Source organism: Burkholderia sp. KL41 (assembly GCF_057005415.2).
On the sequence record NZ_CM189268.1, the window covers coordinates 774,940 to 795,614 of the forward strand.

General features: G+C 70.9%; 21 protein-coding genes and 1 pseudogene. 8 read left to right on the forward strand and 14 right to left on the reverse strand.

The window, feature by feature from the left end; translation table 11 throughout:
- The first annotated feature begins 12 nt into the window (after nt 1–12).
- The 4 genes from glgX to treY are packed head-to-tail and all read left to right on the forward strand — an operon-like array spanning nt 13 to nt 8,964.
- Nucleotides 13–2,127, forward strand: a complete 2,115-nt coding sequence (gene glgX / locus PQB87_RS37505) for a glycogen debranching protein GlgX (protein WP_489244455.1) — start codon at nt 13–15, stop codon at nt 2,125–2,127.
- An 8-nt stretch (nt 2,128–2,135) separates the two neighbouring features.
- Nucleotides 2,136–4,007, forward strand: coding sequence for a malto-oligosyltrehalose trehalohydrolase (gene treZ, locus PQB87_RS37510; RefSeq protein ID WP_489244457.1), 1,872 nt, complete (start codon nt 2,136–2,138; stop codon nt 4,005–4,007).
- Nucleotides 4,004–6,202, forward strand: a complete 2,199-nt coding sequence (malQ, locus tag PQB87_RS37515) for a 4-alpha-glucanotransferase (protein ID WP_489244459.1) — start codon at nt 4,004–4,006, stop codon at nt 6,200–6,202. Before treZ ends, malQ begins: the two co-directional genes overlap by 4 nt.
- Entirely contained in the window at nt 6,199–8,964 is a 2,766-nt protein-coding gene (gene treY / locus PQB87_RS37520) for a malto-oligosyltrehalose synthase (protein WP_489244461.1), read from the forward strand. The genes malQ and treY overlap by 4 nt, the downstream gene beginning before the upstream one ends.
- A 109-nt stretch (nt 8,965–9,073) precedes the next feature.
- Here treY and PQB87_RS37525 read toward each other — a convergent pair whose 3' ends face one another.
- The gene (locus PQB87_RS37525; protein ID WP_489244463.1) at nt 9,074–9,628 is read right to left on the reverse strand and encodes a hypothetical protein; all 555 of its coding nucleotides are present in this window, start codon (nt 9,626–9,628) and stop codon (nt 9,074–9,076) included.
- Between the two features lie 113 nt (nt 9,629–9,741).
- Here PQB87_RS37525 and PQB87_RS37530 point away from each other — a divergent pair, with 113 nt between their 5' ends.
- Nucleotides 9,742–10,992 (forward strand): phosphatidylserine decarboxylase family protein, encoded by a 1,251-nt coding sequence (locus tag PQB87_RS37530; RefSeq protein WP_489245144.1) that lies wholly within the window; start codon nt 9,742–9,744, stop codon nt 10,990–10,992.
- A gap of 20 nt (nt 10,993–11,012) precedes the next feature.
- Here PQB87_RS37530 and PQB87_RS37535 read toward each other — a convergent pair whose 3' ends face one another.
- From PQB87_RS37535 to PQB87_RS37550, 4 genes are all read right to left on the reverse strand, one after another.
- Nucleotides 11,013–11,258, reverse strand: coding sequence for a hypothetical protein (locus PQB87_RS37535; RefSeq protein WP_301862214.1), 246 nt, complete (start codon nt 11,256–11,258; stop codon nt 11,013–11,015).
- 271 nt (nt 11,259–11,529) lie between these two features.
- On the reverse strand, nt 11,530–11,862 hold the full coding sequence (locus tag PQB87_RS37540) for a DUF1488 family protein (RefSeq protein ID WP_489244464.1): 333 nt from the start codon (nt 11,860–11,862) through the stop codon (nt 11,530–11,532).
- A 4-nt stretch (nt 11,863–11,866) separates the two neighbouring features.
- A complete protein-coding gene (locus tag PQB87_RS37545) occupies nt 11,867–12,415 on the reverse strand; it encodes a type 1 glutamine amidotransferase domain-containing protein (RefSeq protein WP_059687823.1) in 549 nt (182 codons plus the stop codon).
- A gap of 258 nt (nt 12,416–12,673) precedes the next feature.
- Nucleotides 12,674–13,039: a hypothetical protein gene (locus PQB87_RS37550; protein WP_111941147.1), complete on the reverse strand. Its 366-nt coding sequence runs from the start codon at nt 13,037–13,039 to the stop codon at nt 12,674–12,676.
- A 266-nt stretch (nt 13,040–13,305) separates the two neighbouring features.
- On the opposite strand from PQB87_RS37550, the gene PQB87_RS37555 reads away from it, so the two are divergent.
- Both PQB87_RS37555 and PQB87_RS37560 read left to right on the forward strand, forming a co-directional pair.
- On the forward strand, nt 13,306–13,662 hold the full coding sequence (locus PQB87_RS37555; protein ID WP_021161217.1) for a DUF3175 domain-containing protein: 357 nt from the start codon (nt 13,306–13,308) through the stop codon (nt 13,660–13,662).
- Nucleotides 13,663–13,704: 42 nt separating this feature from the next.
- A complete protein-coding gene (locus PQB87_RS37560; RefSeq protein ID WP_489244466.1) occupies nt 13,705–15,024 on the forward strand; it encodes a cation:proton antiporter domain-containing protein in 1,320 nt (439 codons plus the stop codon).
- A gap of 5 nt (nt 15,025–15,029) precedes the next feature.
- Here the strand turns inward: PQB87_RS37560 and ligD are convergent.
- The 9 genes and pseudogenes from ligD to PQB87_RS37605 form a co-directional block, all read right to left on the reverse strand.
- Nucleotides 15,030–15,980: pseudogene (gene ligD / locus PQB87_RS37565) on the reverse strand (non-homologous end-joining DNA ligase); the annotation flags it as partial.
- Nucleotides 15,981–16,317: 337 nt separating this feature from the next.
- Nucleotides 16,318–16,704, reverse strand: coding sequence for a DUF3022 domain-containing protein (locus PQB87_RS37570; RefSeq protein WP_489244468.1), 387 nt, complete (start codon nt 16,702–16,704; stop codon nt 16,318–16,320).
- Nucleotides 16,701–16,862 (reverse strand): DUF1328 family protein, encoded by a 162-nt coding sequence (locus PQB87_RS37575; RefSeq protein ID WP_027792525.1) that lies wholly within the window; start codon nt 16,860–16,862, stop codon nt 16,701–16,703. Before PQB87_RS37575 ends, PQB87_RS37570 begins: the two co-directional genes overlap by 4 nt.
- Before the next feature lie 46 nt (nt 16,863–16,908).
- Entirely contained in the window at nt 16,909–17,097 is a 189-nt protein-coding gene (locus PQB87_RS37580; RefSeq protein ID WP_124626426.1) for a DUF3008 family protein, read from the reverse strand.
- Between the two features lie 91 nt (nt 17,098–17,188).
- Complete coding sequence (gene rpoN / locus PQB87_RS37585; protein ID WP_489244470.1) at nt 17,189–18,622, reverse strand: RNA polymerase factor sigma-54; 1,434 nt, start codon at nt 18,620–18,622, stop codon at nt 17,189–17,191.
- Nucleotides 18,623–18,871: 249 nt separating this feature from the next.
- Entirely contained in the window at nt 18,872–19,186 is a 315-nt protein-coding gene (locus PQB87_RS37590) for a hypothetical protein (protein WP_489244471.1), read from the reverse strand.
- Between the two features lie 25 nt (nt 19,187–19,211).
- Entirely contained in the window at nt 19,212–19,523 is a 312-nt protein-coding gene (locus PQB87_RS37595; RefSeq protein ID WP_489244473.1) for a hypothetical protein, read from the reverse strand.
- Nucleotides 19,520–19,747, reverse strand: coding sequence for a hypothetical protein (locus tag PQB87_RS37600; protein WP_489244475.1), 228 nt, complete (start codon nt 19,745–19,747; stop codon nt 19,520–19,522). The genes PQB87_RS37595 and PQB87_RS37600 overlap by 4 nt, the downstream gene beginning before the upstream one ends.
- 189 nt (nt 19,748–19,936) lie before the next feature.
- Nucleotides 19,937–20,242: a hypothetical protein gene (locus tag PQB87_RS37605; RefSeq protein ID WP_059687730.1), complete on the reverse strand. Its 306-nt coding sequence runs from the start codon at nt 20,240–20,242 to the stop codon at nt 19,937–19,939.
- A gap of 149 nt (nt 20,243–20,391) precedes the next feature.
- Here PQB87_RS37605 and PQB87_RS37610 point away from each other — a divergent pair, with 149 nt between their 5' ends.
- Nucleotides 20,392–20,649: a hypothetical protein gene (locus PQB87_RS37610; protein ID WP_059687729.1), complete on the forward strand. Its 258-nt coding sequence runs from the start codon at nt 20,392–20,394 to the stop codon at nt 20,647–20,649.
- The last annotated feature ends 26 nt before the right edge of the window (nt 20,650–20,675 follow it).

The window sequence follows — 20,675 nt, forward strand, 5'->3', positions numbered from 1 at the left end:
GAGATCCGCCCCATGCCGACCGCCCTGCCCGCCCGTCTCGAATCCGGCCGCAGCTATCCGCTCGGCGCGACCTGGGACGGCCTCGGGACCAATTTCGCGGTGTTTTCCGCGCACGCGCAGCGCATCCAGCTGTGCGTGTTCGATCCGACCGGCCGCAAGGAACTCGCGCGCCTCGACCTGCCCGAATGCACCGACGAGGTGTGGCACGGCTACCTGCCCAACGCGCATCCGGGCACCGTGTACGGGTTTCGCGCGGACGGCCCGTACCAGCCGCAGCACGGCCATCGCTTCAATTCCACCAAGCTGCTGCTCGACCCGTACGCGCGCAAGCTGGTCGGCCAGTTCCGCTGGTCGGACGCGCTGTTCGGCTATCGCGTCCATTCGAATCGCGCGGACCTGTCGATGGACCGCCGCGATTCGGCGCCCGCGATGCCGAAGTGCGTGGTGGTCGACGAGGCGTTCGACTGGAGCACCGACCGGCGCCCGCGCGTGTCGTGGCGCAACACGGTGATCTACGAGACCCACGTGCGCGGCACGTCGATGCGCCGCGCCGGGTTGCGCCCGCCCGAACGCGGCACGTTCTCGGCGTTCGCGCATCCCGCGTTCATCGATCACCTGCTGTCGATCGGCGTGACGACGGTCGAGCTGCTGCCCGTCCACGCGTTCCTGCAGCAGCGCGCGCTCGTGAACCGAGGGCTGCGCAACTACTGGGGCTACGACACGGCCGCGTTCTTCGCGCCGGAGCCCGCGTATCTCGCGACGCGGCGGCTCGACGAGATGCGCATTGCGATCCGGCAACTGCATGCGGCCGGCATCGAGGTCGTGCTCGACGTCGTCTACAACCATACGTGCGAGGGCAACGAGCTCGGCCCGACGCTGTCGTGGCGCGGCCTCGACAACGCGAGCTACTACCGGCTCGTGCCGGGCGACCAGCGCTTTCATGTCGACGAGACGGGCTGCGGCAACACGCTGAACCTGTCGCATCCGCGCGTGGTGCAGATGGTGATGGATTCGCTGCGCTACTGGGCCACCGCGTTCAACGTCGACGGTTTCCGCTTCGACCTCGGCGTGACACTCGGGCGCGAGGCGCACGGCTTCGATCCCGGCGCGGGCTTCTTCGACGCGCTGCGGCAGGACCCGGTGCTCGCGCAGCGCAAGCTGATCACCGAGCCGTGGGACCTCGGCCCCGGCGGCTACCAGCTCGGCCGCCACCCGCCCGGTTTCGCCGAGTGGAACGACCGCTTTCGCGACACCGTGCGGCGCTTCTGGCGCGGCGACGCGGGCCAGCGGCCGGAGCTTGCCGCGCGGCTCGCCGGGTCGGCCGACCTGTTCAACCACCAGCGGCGCCATACGTGGGCATCGGTCAATTTCGTCACCGCGCACGACGGCTTCACGCTCGCCGATCTCGTTTCGTATTCGGCGAAACACAACGAAGCGAACGGCGAGGACAACCGCGACGGCCGCGACGACAACTGCAGCGCGAACTGGGGCGCCGAAGGGCCCACCGACGATGCCGCGATCCGCGCGGTGCGCGCGCGCGTCGCGCGCTCGATGCTCGCGACGCTGTTCACTGCGCTCGGCACGCCGATGCTGGTGGCCGGCGACGAGTTCGGCCGCACGCAGCACGGCAACAACAACGCGTATTGCCAGGACAACGAACTGTCGTGGCTCGACTGGGACCTCGCCCACAGTGACGAAGCCGTGACGCTGATGCGCTTCGTGTCGCGGCTCGCCGCGCTGCGGCGCATGTATCCGGTGATGTCCGCGCCGGGTTATCCATCGGGCGACCGCGACGCCGCACCGGGCATGGCCGAGATCGACTGGTTCGACGAGCGCGGCGTCGCGATGACCGTGCCCGCGTGGCAGGACCGCGAACGCCGCGCGCTGACGATGCGGCGTGTCGGCACGGGCCGCACCGGGCGCACCGAGGCGCTGCTGGTGATGCTGAACGCGTCGTCCGAGACGATCGTGTTCGCGCCGCCCGCGCCGATGCTCGAATACCGCGTGCTGGTCGACACGGCCACGCCGGACGCCGGCCCGCGCAACTGGCCGGCCGACGGGCTCGACGTCGCCGCGCATGCAGCCGCGATCGCGGTGGCCGCCGTGCCGCCCGACCCGCCCTCCTGAGGACCGCCATGACATCCCGTTCCGATCGTCCAACCGGCACGCACGCGTTCGAATTGTCGTTCGGCGCGACCTGCGTCGATGCCGAACGCACGCGCTTCCGGTTTTGGGCGCCCGCCAGCCGCACGGCCGCCGTCGAACTGCACGACGATAGCGAACACACGATCCCGATGACACCCGTCGGCGACGGCTGGTTCGAGACGGTCGCACCGTGCGGCCCCGGCGCGCTGTATCGCTACCGCCTCGACGACGGTTTCACCGTGCCCGATCCGGCGTCGCGCTTCCAGCCCGGCGGCGTGGACGGCCCGAGCCAGGTCGTCGATCCGGCGTCGTATCGCTGGCGCGACGGCGCATGGCGCGGCCGGCCGTGGCACGAGACGGTGCTGTACGAGTTGCACGTCGGCGCATGCGGCGGCTACGCGAGCGTCGAGCGGCGGCTGCCGGCCATTGCCGCGCTCGGCGTGACCGCCGTCGAGCTGATGCCCGTCAACGCGTTCCCCGGTTCGCGCAACTGGGGCTACGACGGCGTGCTGCCGTTCGCGCCCGACGCGTCGTACGGGCGGCCCGAGGAGCTGAAGGCGCTCGTCGACACCGCGCACGGGCTCGGGCTGCAGGTGTTCCTCGACGTCGTGTACAACCACTTCGGCCCCGAAGGCAACCTGCTGCCGCGCTACGCGCCCGCCTTCTTCCGCGACGACCGGCGGACCGCGTGGGGGCCCGCGATCGATTTTTCGCACCCGCAGACGAGCGCGTTCTTCATCGAGAATGCGCTGTACTGGCTCGACGAATTCCGTTTCGACGGGCTGCGCATCGACGCCGCGCACGCGATCGGCGACGACGCGTGGCTGCGCGAACTCGCGCGCCGCGTGCGGGCGCATGCGGGCGACACACGCCACCTTCATCTCGTGCTCGAGAACGAACGCAACACGGCGAGCCTGCTCGGCCCCGGCGGTTTCGATGCGCAGTGGAACGACGATTTCCACAACAGCGCGCACGTGCTGCTGACCGGCGAGCGCGACGGCTACTACCACGCGTACGCCGACGCGCCGCTGCGCCATCTCGCGCGCACGCTCGGCGAAGGTTTCGCATACCAGGGCGAACCGTCGCCGCTGCACGACGGCGCCGCGCGCGGCGAGCCGAGCGCGCACCTGCCGCCCACCGCGTTCGTCACGTTCCTGCAGAACCACGACCAGATCGGCAACCGCGCGTTCGGCGAACGGCTGCGCGCGCTCGCGAACGACGACGCGGTGCGCGCGGCCACCGCACTGATGCTGCTCGCGCCGCCGATCCCGCTGCTGTTCATGGGCGAGGAAGACGGCAGCACGCAGCCGTTCCAGTTCTTCACCGACTATCGCGGCGCGCTCGCCGACGCCGTGCGCGAAGGCCGGCGCCGCGAATTCTCGGCATTTCCGGCGTTCGCCGACCCCGCGCATCGCGACCTGATTCCCGACCCGAACGACATCGCGACGTTCGTCCGTTCGTCGTCGCACCATCCGCCGGACGACAACTGGCCCGATGCGGCCGCATGGCAGCGCTTCTACCGCAGCGCGCTGACGGTGCGCGCGGTGCTCGTGACGCCGCATCTGCCGGGCGCGCGGGCACTCGGCGTCGACCTGCTCGCGGGCGACGGCGACCCTGCGGCGCTCGTCGCGCGCTGGCGCCTCGGCGACGGCAGCACGCTGACGATCGCGCTGAATCTCGGCTCGCTCGACGCGGCACTGCCCGCGCTGCCGGTCGGCAAGATCGTGTTCGAGACGCCGCCGCGCGCCCGCGACCGGCTGCCCGACCTGAAGCTGCCGCCGCGCGCGTGCATCGCATGGCGGGACGGTGCGGTCAACCACGATGCGCGGCACCATCGCGCGAACGGGCAGAGCCGATCATGACGACCGACGTTTCGATCTCGACACTCGCGCAGGCGGCCGGCCTCGAAGCCGACTGGACCGATGCCGGCGGCATCGCGCGGCGGGTGGACGACGGCGCGCTCGCCGCGCTCGTCGATGCGCTTGGCTGGCCGTGCGGCACGGCGGCTCAGCGCGTCGACAGCGCGGCGGCGCTCGCAGGCGAACACACGGCGGTGCCGCGCGTCGTGACCGGCGACGCGGGCCTGCCGCTGCCCCTGCCCGCCTCGCTCGCGCAACCGGGCGCGCGCTTCCGGATCACGCTCGAAGCGGGCGGACACATCGACGGGCGCCTGGATGCGCACGGCGCATTGCCGCCGCTCGCGATGCCCGGTTACCACGCGCTCGACATCGGCGACCGGCGCGTCGGGCTGACGATCGCGCCGCCCCATACGCACCCGTTCGACACGCGTGCGACGGATGCGGGCAGCCGCTGGGGCATCGCGGCGCAGCTCTACAGCCTGCGCCGCGCGGGCGACGGCGGCGCGGGCGACTACACCGCGCTCGCGCGGCTGGCCGCGCGCGCGGCGCGGCATGGCGCACGGGCAGTGGCGATCAGCCCGACGCACGCCGGCTATCCGGCGCTGCCCGCGCACGACAGCCCGTATTCGCCGTCGTCGCGGCGCTGGCACAACGTCGCGTATCTCGACTGCGACGCAGTGCCGGGCGCCGAGGCCGTGCGTCACGTATCCGGTGCGGCAGCCGATGCGCCGCTGATCGACTGGCCGCACGTGCTGCCGCTGAAGCTGCGCCGCCTGCGCGCGTGCTTCGACGCGTGGCGCGCCGACGACGCCTCGTCGTGCGACGCGTTCCAGCGGTTTCGCGCGACGGGCGGCGCGGCGCTCGACGCGCATGCGCGCTTCGATGCGCTGCAGGCGTTCTGCATCGAACACGGGCTCGGGGCCGACTGGCGGCAGTGGCCGGCGCCGTGGCGCGACCCGGCATCGGCGGAAGTCGACGCATTCGCGCACACGCATGCCGATACGGTCGCGTTCCATACGTTCCTGCAATGGTGCGCCGCGCGCGCGCTCGGCGACGCGCAGCATGCGGCACGCCGCGCCGGCATGGCCACCGGGCTGATCGCCGATCTCGCGGTCGGCTCCGATCGCGCGGGCAGCGACGCATGGGCGCACGGCGCGACGCTGCTGCGCGGCGTATCGCTCGGCGCGCCGCCCGACCTGTTCAACGCGGCCGGCCAGGCGTGGGGCGTGACGACCTGGACGCCGGACGCGCTGCGCGCGGAAGGTTTCGTGCCGTTCATCGAGCTGCTGCGCGCGGCGTTCGCGCACGCGGGCGGCATCCGCATCGATCACGTGCTCGGCTTCGCGCGGATGTGGATCGTGCCGGACGGCGGCTCGCCGCGCGACGGCGCGTACCTGCGTTATCCGGTCGACGATCTGATGCGGCTCGTCGCGCTAGAGGCGGCCCGCCATCGCGCGCTCGCGATCGGCGAGGATCTCGGCACGGTGCCCGCCGGGTTTCGTGAACGGCTCGGCGCGCAGGGGGTCGCGGGCATGCGCGTGCTGTGGTTCGAGCGTGATGCGGGCGGCGCGTTCCGGCAGCCGTCCGAGTGGGACCGCGACGCGATCGCGACGACGTCGACTCACGATTTGCCGACCGTGGCCGGCTGGTGGCGCGGCGTCGACCTGGCCTGGCGGCAAGCCGCGGCCCAGGCCGCCGCGCAGCACGACGACGCGGATAGGCACGACGTGGCCGCTCCCGCGCCGGATGACGCCAGTGCGCACGATTCGGACGAAATCGTGCAGGCGCGCGAGCACGACACCACACCGCGCCCGGAAGCCGGCAACGCGGCGCCACCCGACGCGCCCGCCGGCCTTCCCGCCGCGCACGCGGAACGTGCCGCCGAACGCGCGGCGTTATGGCATGCGCTGCAGCAGGCCGGCTGCGCGCCGGCCGGCGCCGCCGCCCCGCCGGCCGATACCCCGCCGGTCGGCGCGATCCTCGCGTACGTCGCGCGCAGCCCGTCGCCGCTCGCGATCGTGCCGCTCGAGGACCTGCTCGCGCTGGACGCGCAGCCGAACCTGCCGGGGCCGCCGTGCGGGCATCCGAACTGGCGGCAACGGCTGCCGCGCACGATCGACACGCTGTTCGACGCCGACGTGCGCGAACGCATCGCCGCCGTCGTGCAGGCGCGCCGTTCCAGGGAGCGCGGCGCATGACGCCGCGCGCGACGCTGCGACTGCAGCTTCATGCGGGTTTCACGTTCGACGACGCGGCCTCGCACGCCGACTACTTCGCGCGGCTCGGCGTGAGTCACCTGTACCTGTCGCCGGTTTCGGCCGCCGAACCGGGCTCGCGGCACGGCTACGACACCGTGGATTACGGCACGCTCAATCCCGAACTCGGCGGCGAAGCAGGTTTCAATCGGCTCGTCGACGCGTTGCGCGCGCGCGGCCTCGGCGTGATCGTCGACATCGTGCCGAACCATATGGGCGTCGGCGGCTCGTCGAACGGCTGGTGGAACGACGTGCTCGAATGGGGCCCCGCCAGCCCGTACGCGCGCCATTTCGACATCGACTGGCATCCGCCCGATCCGGCACTCGACGGCAAGGTGCTGCTGCCGTGTCTCGGCATGCCCTATGGCGACGCGCTCGCGGCCGGCGACATCACGCTGGGCGCCGACCCGGCCAGCGGCCGCTTCTTCATCGCGTGCCCCGGACGGCGGCTGCCCGTGGCGGCCGCCACCCATGCCGACATCCTGCGCCTCGCGAACCGCGCGGACCTGAACGCGCTCGCCGAACGCTTCGACGCCGCGCCGGCGCGCGACAGCGCACGGCTGGCCGCCGCGCATGCCGCGCTGCGCGATCACGCGGTCGCGCACGGCCCGCACGCGCTCGACGCGGTGCTACGCGGCGCCGACCCGCGCGTCGCGCGCTCGCGCACCAGCCTGCACCGGCTGCTCGAACGCCAGCATTACCGGCTCGCGTGGTGGCGCACGGCCGCCGACGAGCTGAACTGGCGGCGCTTCTTCGACATCGCGACGCTCGCGGCCGTCCGCGTCGACGACGACGCGGTGTTCGACGCCGTTCACGCGCTGCCGTTGCGCCTGCACGCGGCCGGGCTCGTCGACGGCATCCGCGTCGATCACGTCGACGGCCTCGCCGATCCGCGCGCCTACTGCCGGCGGCTGCATGCGCGACTGGCCGCGCAGCGCAGCGCGCCGCCGTATGTCGTCGTCGAGAAGATCCTCGCGCCGGGCGAATCGCTGCGCGCCGACTGGGCCGTCGCCGGCACGACCGGCTACGACTTCATGAACGACGTCGGCGCGCTGCTGCACGACCCGGCCGGCGCCGAACCGCTCGCCGCACACTGGGCGGCCGTGTCGGGCTCGTCGCGCACGTTCGCGCAGGAAGCGCTCGACGGCAAGCGGCGCGTGCTGATGCGCCAGCTCGCCGTCGAGCATGCGCGCGCCGCGCGGCTGCTGCACGGGATCGCGCGCGCGTCGCCCGCCACGCGGGACCTCAGCCTGATCGCGATTCGGCGCGTGCTGGGCGAACTGGCGGTGCGGCTGCCCGTGTACCGCATGTATCCGGCACCGCGCGAGGAGCCGGACGATGCCGACCGCCGCGTGCTCGCGCACGCGTACGAAAGCGCGTGCGCGGCCATCGATCCGGCCGACCGGTTCGCGCTCGAGCGCGTCGCCGCGTGGCTGGGCTTGCCGGCCGCACGCGTGCCGCGCGCGAACGCCGACGCGCTGGTCGCGGCGCGCGTCGCGTTCGCGCAGCTCACCGCGCCGCTCGCCGCGAAAGGCGTCGAGGATACGGCCCACTATCGTTACGGCCGGCTGCTGTCGCGCAACGAGGTCGGCGCCGATGCCGGCGACTTCAGCCTGTCGCGCGGCGCATTCCACGCACGCAACCGGCGCCGCGCGCACACCGTGCCGCACGGGCTCGTCGCGACGGCCACGCACGACCACAAGCGCGGCGAGGACGCGCGTGCACGCCTCGCGGTGCTCAGCGAGATCCCGGACGCATGGCGCACGGTATCGCTCGACTGGAGCGCGCTGAACCTGCCGCACCGGGGCCGCGCGCATCGCGATCTCGCGTGGGCGCCGGGGCCAGCCGCGGAGGCGATGCTGTACCAGACGCTCGTCGGCTGCTGGCCGCCGGCACTCGCGCCCGACGATGCGGCCGGGCTCGCCGGACTCGCCACGCGCGTCGCGCAGTGGCAGACGAAAGCCGTGCGCGAAGCGAAGCGGCACAGCGACTGGCTGGCGCCCGAACCGGACTACGAGCATGCCTGCGAAACATTCGTCCGCGCGATCCTGACGCCGCGCGGCGCCGGCGATTTCGCGCACCGGCTGCATGCGTTCGTCGCGCGGATCGCACCGGCCGGCATCGTCAACAGCCTGACGCAGACGACGCTGCGGATCGCGTCGCCCGGCGTGCCTGACCTCTATCAAGGAACCGAGTGCTGGGATCACTCGCTCGTCGATCCGGACAACCGGCGCGACGTGCCGTTCGACGCACTGGCGGCCGAACGGGTCGACGATCCGGTCGCGTCGTACCTGCCGGCCTGGCCCGATGCGCGCGTGAAACGCGCGCTGATCGAGCGGATGCTCGCGCTGCGCGCGCGGTGGCCGGCGACGTTTGCGGACGGCGCGTACGTGCCGTTACACGTGCGCGGCCCGCTTGGTCGTCACGCGGTGGCGTTCGCGCGGTGCGACGCGGCCGCCACCGTGGTGATCGTCGCGACGCGGCTCGCGAGCCGGTTGCTGGGGGAAGCGCCCGGGCTGCCGCGCGTGGCGCCCGAGCAGTGGGGCGATACGGCGGTCGTGCTGCCACGCGGAATCGCGGGGCCGTGGATCGACTGGCTGAATGGTCGGGACACGATCGATGCGCGTGACGGGGCGCTGTCGCTCGGTCGCTGCCTGGCCGGATTGCCTGTTGCGGTGCTCGTGGCGGCGCGTGCCGGCGGTTGAAGGCTGCCCGGCACTGCCGGCGCGTCTCGTATCTGGCACACCGGCGATCGTCAATCGAATCGGCCGAACGTCGACGATCCTGCGCAAGCGCTCGAACGCGATCGCCACCTCACGACCATTCTTCCGGCGGCATCGCCCCGCCGTCGTCCTCCCATAGCGGGTTGCCCTTCCTGTCGCCGTCGTGCGCGGCCACGGGCCCGCTTGAGCTGCTTGAGCCGCTCGTCCCGCTCGAGCCGCTTGAGCCACCTGGGCCGCGCCCGGCAGACCGACGCGCGTCGCGCGACGCCGGCTTGGCCGCTCGCACGCGTGGGCGCGTCGGCGTCACCGTGTGCTGATCGCCGCTGCGGCGCGCGTCGGTCGCGCTCGTCGCGCTCGTCGCGCTCGTCGCACTCGTCGCACTCGTCGCACTCGTCGCGTTCGTCTCGTTCGTCTCGTTCGTCTCGTTCGTCTCGTTCGTCTCGTTCGTCTCGTTCGTCTCGTTCGTCTCGTTCGTCTCGTTCGTCTCGTTCGTCTCGTTCGTCTCGTTCGTCTCGTTCGTCTCGTTCGTCTCGTTCGTCTCGTTCGTCTCGTTCGTCTCGTTCGTCTCGTTCGTCTCGTTCGTCTCGTTCGTCTTGTTCGTCTCGTTCGTCTCGTTCGCCTGTCGTGCATTCGAAGCCGCATTCATCCTCGTCTCCCGTGTCATGAAAAACGGACGAACGATCGCCGCAATTTCGGTGCCGTCGCCGGGCAAGCATCTTGCTGATCACGGTCATGACGAACCGACGTCCGGAGGAAGCGATGCCGACCGACCGCAACCCGCCGCCCGCCACGCGCCATCGGCTCGGCGAATGGATGGCGCGCGAAGAAACCCACATGGCCGCGTTCCGCGAAAGGATCGCGGCGGAGGCCCGCGCGCATGCCGGCGACCGCTTGCGCACGCCGGCCGTGCAGGCCCTCGCGCGGCTGTTCGACGACCATGCCGTCCTGCGCATGGGCCTGACCCGCGCAATCGACGAGGCGCTCGACGCGGGCCTGCGGCTCGGCTACGCGTCGAGCGGCGAGCTGATGACGGTGCTCGATCACCTGATGACCTATACGCCCCCTTTCAGCGAAGCGAGCCTGATCGTGTGCCCGATCAACGCGTTCCTCGATTGGCCGATGTGCATGCCGTCGGGCCATGCGGTGTTTCGCGACGCGACCGTCAACGCGCACCTGAAGCGCGTGCTGAACGTGTGGTGCGACTTCCTCGGCGGCCCGCATTCGCGCACGCATCTCGACACGTCGGCGCCCGACGGCTGGTTCTGCGACGCAGCGTGCAGGCGCCTCGGGCTGTCGCAGTTCCAGTATCGCGACGACCAGCCGCACCTGGGCTTCGACTCGTGGAACGACTTCTTCACGCGACGCTTTCGCGACGGCGCGCGCCCGGTCGAGGCACCCGACGATCCGCACGTGATCGTCAGCGCATGCGAGGCCGCGCCGTACCACACCGAATCGAAGGTGAAGCTGCGCGACACGTTCTGGATCAAGGCGCAGCCGTACTCGTTGCGCGACCTCTTCACGCCCGCGTGGCTGCCGCTCGCCGAGCGCTTCGTCGGCGGCGACATCTACCAGGCCTACCTGAGCGCGTACAACTACCATCGCTGGCATGCACCGGTGCGCGGTGTCGTCACGCACGCGTACCGTGTCGACGGGACCTACTACTCGGTCGCGGAGGCGGAAGGCACCGATCCGGCCGGGCTGAACGACTCGCAGGGTTACATGACGGCCGTCGCCACGCGCGCGGTGGTCGCGCTCTCCTGCGACGATCCCGGCATCGGCACCGTGGCGGCCGTATTCGTCGGGATGGGCGACGTGTCGTCGTGCGTGATCGACGTCGTGCCGGGACAGCGCGTCGACAAGGGCGACGAGATCGGCTACTTCCAGTTCGGCGGGTCGACGTACTGCCTGCTGTTCGAAGCCGGCGTGATCGACCGCTTCCTGCCCGCGCCGCCGTTCGACAGCCGGACACCTGTCGTCCAGGTCAACGCGGGCGTCGCGATCGCGCGGTGAGCGCCGCGCGGCGCTATGCATCACGCGTCGTTCATGTCACTCAGGTCAGTCACGTCGGTCGCGACCCCGTCATGCCGCTGCACGCACTTCAGAACCGACAAGCCGCCGGCCGTCAACACGGGCCGACGCTCGCCGGACGCGTCGTCGCGCTGCATCACGATCAGGCGTTGCTCGACGAGGGCGACGACGTCGTCGCGATCGATCTGGATCTGTTCCGGCGCGTGATGCACCAGGAACAGCACGGCAAATTCATGGGCGGTCAGCATGCTCGTTCCCCGTCTGCGGCTACGTGCGATGCGACGAAACGGTCGCATCGGCATGCGGCGCGAATCGTGCGCCGGCAACAGGCCGTTCATGCAGGGAACATGCCAGTCGACGCCACGCGAACCGCACCGCGCGCCCGGCGCGCGGCGCCATGTGGCACCGGGCAATGCCTGCGACGCGCGGCAAAGTTTTCAATTGCGTGTAATGCGGTTCGCTGGATGGCCTGATGGCTGGATGCGGCGCGGAATGACGCTTCGGGAAGCGCGACGGAGGTCAGGACTTCCCCGGACGAAACAGCCCGGCCCGCACCCGACCGCCCGGCGCACGGAAATAACCGCTATGCAGCACCACGTCCGCCCCACCGCCGTCGGCCAGCACCTCCGCGCACGCGGCCTCGATGCGCGCACGGCCGCGTTCGAACGCATCGCGCAGGTCGGCCTCCAGCGCCGACTGCGCGCCGAAATGGTCTTCCAGCGCCTCGACCGTGATCGCACAGGTTTGCGGCACGCCATCGACGTCGACGACGAAACCCAACTGCAGCGCCGCTCCGTCGAACACGGGCGGTGTGTCGGTCAGCGTCACGCGGCGGGCGGCATCGGCCGGCATCGGCTTACGCCCCCCGCGACGCAAGGCGCTCGACCAGCGCGCCATTGAACGCAGGCAGGTCGGCGGGCTTGCGGCTCGTGATCAGGTTGCCGTCGCGCACGACCTCCTCGTCGACCCACTTGCCGCCCGCATGACGGATATCGTCCTGCAGGCTCGGCCAGCTCGTCATCGTGCGGCCCTCCACGAGCCCGGCCGACACGAGCAGCCAGCCGCCGTGGCAGATCGCCGCGATCGGCTTGCCGGCGCCGACGGCCGCCGTCACGAATTCGCGCGCCGCCGGCAGCATCCGGATCGCGTCGCCGTTCACGACGCCGCCGGGCAGCACGACCGCGTCGTAATCGCCTTCGCGCGCGTCGTCGAACGTGCGGTCGACCTTCACGCGCTCGCCCTTGTCGACGTGCCGGAAACCCTGGATCTCGCCGCGCTTCTGCGAAATCACGTCGACCTGCGCGCCCTCGGCCGAGAGCGCGCGTTGCGGCTCGACGAGTTCGGCTTCCTCGAATCCGTCGACCGCGAGGATGGCCACCTTGCAATGCTCCAGCCTGCCGCTCATGAACGTCTCCTTCAGATGGGCGGCACACGTCGTGCCGCATCGGTCGTGCAGCAATCGGCGTGCCGGCCGCGGAGGCCGCGGCATGTGCACGCGCAGGGTCGCACCCGCTCGCATCGCGACACCGGCCGGGGAACGACCCGCGATCGCATCAAGGCCGGCACACGCATGCGCCCGGCCGGCCCGTTCGACGTCGCCGCGCGCCCGGCTGCAAAGATTTCAACGGGATGTAATCCGATGCGGCACGTCGGCCCGCAACGATTACTGCAGGTGCCGCGCCGCATCGAGCATCGCGTCGGTCAGTTCGATCGTCAGCGTCAGGTTTTCGTCGGTGTCGGGCAACTGCTCGAGCGTCTGCTGCACGGCCTCGTGCAGCATCGCATGCACGCGCGTGCGTGCGCCGTCGTCGAGATCCGCGTAATGCTCCATCGTGTCGCAGTCGAGCGCGAGCACGACCGAATACCGCGCCACCTCGGGCGGCGCCTCGGGCGCATTCGCCCACGCCGCATGGAACATGACCCTGCCGGTCGCGACGTCGACATGAACCGTCGTGTCGAGATCGTCCACGTCGAGCGCCTCGCCGTCGATCTCGTCGTTCTCCAGCCAAATCCGGGAATTCGATTGCATGATGTCCTCCTGCGTGGTGGCCGCGCGCCCGTCCCGGGAAACCGCGCCGTCATCGCGCCGCGCGACAGGCTTCGGATCGGTTGCTGGCTTCATGGCGTTGGCTCCGTGGTGGTGATGCGGTAACGGAAATGCCTGCCCGTGCCTTCCGGCAACGCCGTTCCAGCAATGCCCATGCCGACGTCCGCACACGCCCGGGGCGCGGCACGCGGATTGCGTCGCGTGTCTCCGCAGGACCCATCCCTCCACCCCACACGGAGCCCCGTCACATGCCTTCCGCTTCCGCTTCCCACGCACACGGCAAGCGCCTCACGCGCCGTCCCGGGCGCGCCCGCAGCGCCGATCCGGCACACCGCAAGCGCTGGTCCGGCGAAGTCACGCAACGCAGCGATGCGCTCGACATCGAGCCCGACATCTTCAAGTCCGACGATCCGGCGGCGATCGCCGCGTCGCTGAAGCGTTCGGCCGAACACAGCCGCCGCCGCAAGGCGTCGCCGTTCCAGTCGGCGATGTCGATGCTGAACTTCTACGTGAACCGCGCGGGCCGCAATCTGCCGAAAACGCGCCGCACGACGCTCGAACGCGCAAAACGCAAACTGCGCGAGGCATTCGGCCGCAAGCCCTGACCGGTTGCGCGTCCGCCTTCCCCGCCTGCCACGAGCCCGCGCATGCACGAGACGCTCTGGTACCTGATCATCGGCGCGGTGCTGCTGGGCATGGGCGTCGCGACGTCGGCGCTGCGCCACCTGCCGTGCAGCACCGCGATGATCTATCTCGTGCTCGGCGTCGCGCTCGGCCCGGCCGGCGCCGGCCTGCTGCAGCTCGACCTCGAACGCGACGCGCCGCTGCTGCGTGAAATCGTCGAAATCGCGCTGCTCGTGTCGCTGTTCGCGATCGGGCTGCGGCTGCGCGTGCCGCTGACCGACCGGCTGTGGCTCGTGCCGTGCCGCCTCGGCTTGCTCGCGATGATCGTCACCGTGCCGCTGCTCGCCGCATGCGCGGCGCTCACGCTCGGGCTCGGCTGGGGCCTCGCGCTGCTGCTCGCGGCGATCCTCGCACCGACCGACCCCGTGCTCGCGCACGACGTGCAGGTGCACGACCCGGGCGATCGCGATCTCGTGCGCTTCGCGCTGTCCGGCGAAGGCGGGTTGAACGACGGCATCGCCTTGCCGTTCGCGCTCGCGGGGCTCGCCCTGTGCGGCACGCGCGACGCGACCTACGGGCTCGCGCCGCTGTCCGGCGCGTTCGCGCTCGTCGCGCTGTGGGGCATCGCGGGCGCGGCCGCGATCGGCGGCGCCCTCGGCTGGGCGACGACGAAACTGATCGGCTGGCTGCGCACGCGGCACGCGCAGGCGCTCGGCCTCGAAGGCTTCTTCGCGCTCGCGCTGATCGTGCTGTCGTTCGGCGCCGCACAGCTCGCGCACACGTTCGGCTTCATCGCGACGTTCGCGGCCGGTGTCGCGATGCGCCGCGTCGAACACCGTGCGAGCGGCGACCGCAAGCCGCGCGAAGTGATCGGCCAGATCGATTCGGAAGATGTCGTCGCCACCGAGAAGCATCCGGAGAAGGCGCACGCGTTCATGGCCGAATCGGTGCTCGGCTTCACGATCGAACTCGAACGGATCGCGGAAGCCGTCGTGATGACGATGGTCGGCAGCGTGCTCGCGACGCTGCCGGGCCCGCTGCTCACGGGGGGGGCGGCCGCGCTGGCCGCCGTGCTGTTCGTCGTCGTGCGACCGCTCGCGGTGCTGGTCACGCTCGCGGGTTCGCGCGCGACGCAGGCGCAGCGTCGGCTGATGGCCTGGTTCGGCATTCGCGGGATCGGCTCGTTCTACTACCTGCTGTTCGCGATCGAGCACGCGCCGTCCGGCGCGGTGCGCTCGCTGGCGGCACCGGTGCTGGTCGTCGTGTCGGCGTCGGTGATCGCGCACGGGATCTCCGCGACGCCGTTGATGAACTGGTATCACCGGCTGCAGCATCGGCGCTGACGCGTTCACGTTTGCGCCTCGAGCCGCGCACGCATCGACGCCGTGAGGCGCTGGCGCGTGTGCGCGTAGCCATCCCACGGGTCGCGTTTCAGCGCGTCGAGCCGTGCGCGGAGCGTGTCGATCGTCCATTGCGCGCCGCCCGTCGTGCCGGGTACCTCGTCCCATTCGAGCGGCACCGACACGCCCATGCCGGGCCGCGCACGCACCGAGTACGCGGCGATCGTGCTCGCGCCGCGGCCGTTGCGCAGGTAGTCGACGAAGATCCTGCCGCGCCGGTGGCGCGGCCCCATCGTCGCGGTGAAGCGCTCGGGCAGCGTAGCGGCGACGTGCTGCGCGACCGCGCGGGAGAAGTCCTTCACGTCGTCCCAGCCCGCATGCCGCGTGAGCGGCACGACGACATGCAGCCCCTTGCCGCCGCTCGTCTTGCAGAACGACACGAGCCCCAGTTCGTCCAGCAGCCCGCGCACGATCTGCGCGGCGTCGATCATCGCGCGCCACGGCAGCGCCGGATCGGGATCGAGGTCGAACACGATCCGGTCGGGCCGCTCGATGTTCGACGCGTGCGCGTTCCACGTGTGCAGCTCGATCGTGCCCATCTGCGCGGCGCCGAGCAGCGCGTCGACGCTGTCGATCGACAGCAGCGGGCCGTGGCCGGGATCGAGTCCCGCGTGCTGCTTGACGAACGGGATTTCGCGGCGCTCCGCATGCTTCTGGAAGAACAGTTCGCCGGCGATGTCGCCCGGGGCGCGCACGAGCGACACGGGCCGGCCTTTCAGGTCGGGCAGCAGCCACGGCGCGACCCACAACCAGTAATGCGCGAGGTCGATCTTGCGCGTGCCGCTGCGCGGGTCGAGCACGCGATCGGGATGCGTGATGCGCACGCGGCCGACGTGATCGACGCCGGGTTCGCCGTGCGCGCGGCCGGCGGACGCATGCGATCGCGCGCGCGGCCGGCGGTCGTGACCGGAATCGGTATGCGGTGCGTGCGGGTGGTTGTCATGCGGGTTGCCATGCGCTGCGTGAGGTTCGTCCATCGTCGTCTCCGATTCGGTATGGCGCGGCACTTCGCGGACGATCTGCCGCGCCGGCTTGTCTTCGCGCTGTCGGTCGACCGCGCGGGCGCGGTGTCGCCGGCGGATGGACAACGGGACATCGACAGATCCTCGTGGCATTCGGATGAGCAGCCGGATCGGCAGCCGCCACGCAAACCGCCGCGTCGCGGCGCGCGCACGCTGACGGCAGCGAAAACCGGCACGACGGGCCTCGACCGAGCCCGCGACACCGGCCGCGGCGTCAGGGCGCGGCCAGCGCCGCGTCGAATTCGGCGCGTGTCACGTCGAGCGTCACGCTGCATTCGATCGCGGCATCCTCGACGCGCGGCTTGCGCTCGTCCACCGCGCGCCGCGCGTGGTCGCACAACCGCGTGCGCACGCGCAGCCGGTCGGCCGCGTCGAGCAAAACGTAGCGATCGACGACGTCCGGATCGAACCGCAGGTCGACCGCGCAACGCCATTCGCGCGCGTCCTCGTCGGACGGCACGCGCACCCACGACACCTGGATCGTCAGGCCGCCGGAGGCGTCGTCCGCATGCACGACGACGGTCGACTGCGACGGAAAGCCGATCGCGAGCGCATGTTCGAGTTCGGCCACGCGCTGCGACCGGTCGGGCGCGGCAGTCATCGTCGCACGACGCCCAGCAGCAGCGTGACCAGGAAGATCACGACGAAGATGTAGAACAGGATCTTCGCGATCTCGGCCGCGCCGGCCGCGATACCGCCGAAGCCGAACACGGCGGCGACGATCGCGATGATGAAGAAGATGATGGCGTATCGAAGCATGGAACCCTCCTGGATGACAGCGGTCGTCACCAAACGTCGTCGTCGGTCACGCATCGTGCTTGTGTTTCGGTTTGCCGCGCACGGGCGTGGAAGCCATTTTCTCGAGCGCTTTCTCGCTCATCGACTCGGCCATCGACCTCGCCGGCGGTTTGAGGTCCTTCATCTTCGTTTCACCGCGCTTCGCCGACAGCGCCGCGCCTGCGGCACGCTGCTGCGCCTGGGATTTTGCTGGCATGGTTGCACTCCTGTCGTGGATGGATGCGCGGGCCGACACGACGGGCGGCGCCGCGCGCGGTTGAAGATCGGTCCGGCGCGCAAGCCTCACGTCACGCGGCATCGCGACGCCGCAGGTCGGCCGCCGGAATCTTCATCGCCTGGCGATACTTCGTCACCGTACGACGCGCAAGAAGAATGCCGCGGCCCGCGAGGTTCTCCGTGAGCGCGACGTCGGACAGCGGCTCGGTTTGCCGCTCGGCCGCGATCATGTCGCGGATCAGCACCTTCGCCGCCGACGCCGAGCACACGCCCTTGCCGGCCGCCTCGAGCTTGCGCGGGAAGAAATGCTTGAACTCGAACGTGCCGTGCGGCGTGGCCATGTACTTGTTGCCCGTCGCGCGCGACACGGTCGATTCGTGCAGATCGAGCGCTTCCGCGATGTCGCGCAGCACGAGCGGCTTCATCGCGATCTCGCCGTAACGAAAGAAATCGCGTTGCCGCGCGACGATGCATTCGCCCACGCGTTGGATGGTGTCGAAGCGCTTCTGCACGTTGCGTATCAGCCAGCGCGCTTCCTGCAGCTGCTGGCCGAGCGGCGAATCGCGCTCGCCGCTCGACTGCGCGAACAGCGTCGCGTAGCGCTCGTGCAGGCGCGCGCGCGGCAGCACGGCCGGGTTGATCGTCACGATCCATTCGTCGCGTACCTGGCGCACGATCACGTCGGGCACCACGTAGTCGCCGCGCGTGCTGCCGTAGTGGTTGCCGGGGCGCGGGTCGAGCCCGCGTACCAGCGCGCAGGCGGCGTGCATCGTCTGCGGGTTGCAGCCGAGACGCCGCTGGATCTCCGCCGTCTCGCGGCGGGCGAGCCGTTCGAGATGCTCGCACGCGATCGCCTTCGCTTCCGCGAGCGCCGGCGTGCCGGCCGGAATCGCGTCGAGCTGCAGCACCAGACATTCGGACAGCGAACGCGCCGCGATCCCCGGGCGGTCGAGCATCTGCACGAGCCGCAGCGCGATCGCGAGATCCTGCTCCGACAGCAGCAGCGCCGGATCGGCCGCGGCCCGCAGCTCGGCGAGTTCCTGGCGCAGATAACCGTCGTCGTCGAGCGCGTCGATCACGACGCGCGCGGCTTCGCGATCGCGCCTGTTCAACGGATACAGCCTGAGCGCGTCGTGCAGTTGCTGATGCAGCGACGGTTCGGCGGCGGTCCATTCGCCCGGCGACAGGCCGTCTGCATCGTCACCCTGGCGGTTCGTGCCGCGCGGCGCGGGTGCCGCCGTAAGCGGCACCTCGCCGTCGGGCGGCCGGACATCCTCGGGCTCGGGCGCCGCTTCGGGCGCGGCCGCTTCCGCCGGCTGCTCCGGCGCGCCGTCGGCGGCTTCCTCGTCGCCCGGGCCGTCTTCGAGAAACGGGTTCATGTCGAGCGCCTGCCGCAATTCCTGTTGAAATTCGAGCGAGGACAACTGCAGCAGCCGCAGCGACTGCTGAAGCCTCGGCGTAAGTGCCAGATGCTGTCGCATCTGCAACGCAAGCGAGACGGGCATCGAAAGCCTCCTGATTGTTCGGTTCGCGTTAGGTCGTCTGCACGACTTACGCAGCTTTCGTGCCAATACGGCGAAGCGCGTCGCCTCGCAGTTCTCGCGGGTTCGCACCCCGCTTCGCCGGCGGCCGGGGTCGCTTTTTTACAAGCCCGCGGCAAGTTTTGGGGCACGCCATTCGCTCGTCCGGAAGGGCATCCGGATGTGCCCTCGAACGCCGCCACCTGCCTTACGTGATGCGCGGAAAACGCTCGATCAGTACTGCATCGGCGGCGGCGTGCCCGGCAACGGCCGGTCGCCCTGCGCACCGTTCGGCCCCGACGGCGGCACGTCGGCCGGTTCACCGCCGGCCGCGCCCTGCGGCATCATGTTGCCCGGCGACGGACGCGTGTCGTAGCGCGTATTCGCGTCCGGCATCGTCGTGGTCGACTGCGCGCCGCGGCCATCCGGCGGTGCGGGCGGCGCCCCCCGCGCACCGTAGGGGCCGTTCGTCGGTTGCGTGCAGGCGGCCAGCGCGCACGCGGCGGCGAACGCAAGGGCGCCCGCGCGTATCGTCTGGATCGTGTTCATCGAATACCTCCGTCGGATCGATGGCTCAGAGCCGGTTGAAATGGAAATCGCCGGCATAGGCGGTCGGCGTGCGGCGCGCCATCATCGTGTCGAATTCGGCCGCGACACGCGCGAGCGTCCCGCGCTGCCGGTCGATGCCGGCCCGCTCGAGCGCGGCGAATGCGTCGGCGTCGAAGGAAACCGACAGCGACGCCGGATGGCCGTCGACGCGAAAGCCGATATGCAATGCACCGGCCGGCTGCTCCTCGATGTGGAACGGCATCGCGCGCGCTTCGAAATGGCGGCCGAGCGTCTCGGCGATCTCGCGCAGCACGCCGGGTTTCACGCGGACGCTCATCGCCGCGCCTGCGCATGCAGCCGCCCTGTCCCGCCGACCGGCGGCGCATGCACGGGCGGCTGCCGCGTCGGCGGTTCGCGCTCGGGTGGCGCGGTCGCGGGCGGATCGCCTGCCGGTTGCCGGTACGGTTCGGGCAGGTCGGGCGGCAAACCGTCGGGATCCGGCTCGAGGTCGGGAAACGGTGGGATGGGCCGCTGCAGCCATTGCGCGGGATCGTGTTTCATCGGTATTCCATCGGGGCGGGTTCGGAGCGGCATCGTGTGCGGCGGTCGTGACTGGATACGGCAGTCCCGCAATGCGCATGCCGTCCGGTCGCGACGCCCGCATGCGGGCGCCGGCGCGAACCCGCGCGGCCCCATGCGACGCGTCGTGCCTTCGCTACACCGTTCGCTGCAAATCTTTCAAGCACGTCGTTACGCGTCGTACGCGGCCATCACGAGCCACAGCTCGCGGCCGTTGTCCTTCACGCATGCCGCCAGCGCATACGAATCCGACGGCTCGCACGCGCGCTGCAGCGCGAAACGCGCCGGTTCGGTCGAACCGAACGTCTCGTCGCCCAGCGGCCGCACGTCGGCCTTGCCCTCGAACATCCGGCGCTCGGGCCGGTAGATCAGCGGTTCGTGTTTCCATTCGTTGAAATGGATCTTCACCGAATCGAATCCGCCGCCGCATACGTTGATCTCATAACGCACGCCTGGTCGTCGTTTCGGAATCGTCATCGTGCCTCCGCTCGAAATGCGCACGGCAGGCACCGGTCGGGCTGCGCGTCGTCATCGCAGTCGATACGGCAAGTCGTGTGCCGCGTCCGCGAGCCGGGCACGGCCGTTGCGGCAAGTCCGGCTCCTCGTCACCGATACGGAGCCTCGCGATGAAGGATTCGACCCGGCCCGGCCGCGACACGCCGGCCCACGAGCGGCATCCCGACCCGACGCCGCCGCTGAAGCACCAGGACCGCACGCGCACGCGCCATTCGGAACGCCATATCGACAAGCAGCTCGAGGACACGTTTCCGGCCAGCGACCCGCCGGCGACCGGCGGCGTCACGCGGATCGAGCCGGACACGCCGCCCGGCACGCACGACGAAGGGCCGTGGCGGAGCCCGCGCGAACGCGACGACGGCGCGTGACGTATCCGAGCGAACCGCGCGTGCCG

What these genes read in the sequence shown, in the direction of transcription:
- glgX (WP_489244455.1), top strand. Translation starts at nt 13, where the DNA reads ATGCCGACCGCCCTGCCCGCCCGTCTCGAATCCGGCCGCAGCTATCCG.
- treZ (WP_489244457.1), top strand. Translation starts at nt 2,136, where the DNA reads ATGACATCCCGTTCCGATCGTCCAACCGGCACGCACGCGTTCGAATTG.
- malQ (WP_489244459.1), top strand. Translation starts at nt 4,004, where the DNA reads ATGACGACCGACGTTTCGATCTCGACACTCGCGCAGGCGGCCGGCCTC.
- treY (WP_489244461.1), top strand. Translation starts at nt 6,199, where the DNA reads ATGACGCCGCGCGCGACGCTGCGACTGCAGCTTCATGCGGGTTTCACG.
- PQB87_RS37525 (WP_489244463.1), bottom strand. Translation starts at nt 9,628, where the DNA reads ATGAATGCGGCTTCGAATGCACGACAGGCGAACGAGACGAACGAGACG.
- PQB87_RS37530 (WP_489245144.1), top strand. Translation starts at nt 9,742, where the DNA reads ATGCCGACCGACCGCAACCCGCCGCCCGCCACGCGCCATCGGCTCGGC.
- PQB87_RS37535 (WP_301862214.1), bottom strand. Translation starts at nt 11,258, where the DNA reads ATGCTGACCGCCCATGAATTTGCCGTGCTGTTCCTGGTGCATCACGCG.
- PQB87_RS37540 (WP_489244464.1), bottom strand. Translation starts at nt 11,862, where the DNA reads ATGCCGGCCGATGCCGCCCGCCGCGTGACGCTGACCGACACACCGCCC.
- PQB87_RS37545 (WP_059687823.1), bottom strand. Translation starts at nt 12,415, where the DNA reads ATGAGCGGCAGGCTGGAGCATTGCAAGGTGGCCATCCTCGCGGTCGAC.
- PQB87_RS37550 (WP_111941147.1), bottom strand. Translation starts at nt 13,039, where the DNA reads ATGCAATCGAATTCCCGGATTTGGCTGGAGAACGACGAGATCGACGGC.
- PQB87_RS37555 (WP_021161217.1), top strand. Translation starts at nt 13,306, where the DNA reads ATGCCTTCCGCTTCCGCTTCCCACGCACACGGCAAGCGCCTCACGCGC.
- PQB87_RS37560 (WP_489244466.1), top strand. Translation starts at nt 13,705, where the DNA reads ATGCACGAGACGCTCTGGTACCTGATCATCGGCGCGGTGCTGCTGGGC.
- PQB87_RS37570 (WP_489244468.1), bottom strand. Translation starts at nt 16,704, where the DNA reads ATGACTGCCGCGCCCGACCGGTCGCAGCGCGTGGCCGAACTCGAACAT.
- PQB87_RS37575 (WP_027792525.1), bottom strand. Translation starts at nt 16,862, where the DNA reads ATGCTTCGATACGCCATCATCTTCTTCATCATCGCGATCGTCGCCGCC.
- PQB87_RS37580 (WP_124626426.1), bottom strand. Translation starts at nt 17,097, where the DNA reads ATGCCAGCAAAATCCCAGGCGCAGCAGCGTGCCGCAGGCGCGGCGCTG.
- rpoN (WP_489244470.1), bottom strand. Translation starts at nt 18,622, where the DNA reads ATGCCCGTCTCGCTTGCGTTGCAGATGCGACAGCATCTGGCACTTACG.
- PQB87_RS37590 (WP_489244471.1), bottom strand. Translation starts at nt 19,186, where the DNA reads ATGAACACGATCCAGACGATACGCGCGGGCGCCCTTGCGTTCGCCGCC.
- PQB87_RS37595 (WP_489244473.1), bottom strand. Translation starts at nt 19,523, where the DNA reads ATGAGCGTCCGCGTGAAACCCGGCGTGCTGCGCGAGATCGCCGAGACG.
- PQB87_RS37600 (WP_489244475.1), bottom strand. Translation starts at nt 19,747, where the DNA reads ATGAAACACGATCCCGCGCAATGGCTGCAGCGGCCCATCCCACCGTTT.
- PQB87_RS37605 (WP_059687730.1), bottom strand. Translation starts at nt 20,242, where the DNA reads ATGACGATTCCGAAACGACGACCAGGCGTGCGTTATGAGATCAACGTA.
- PQB87_RS37610 (WP_059687729.1), top strand. Translation starts at nt 20,392, where the DNA reads ATGAAGGATTCGACCCGGCCCGGCCGCGACACGCCGGCCCACGAGCGG.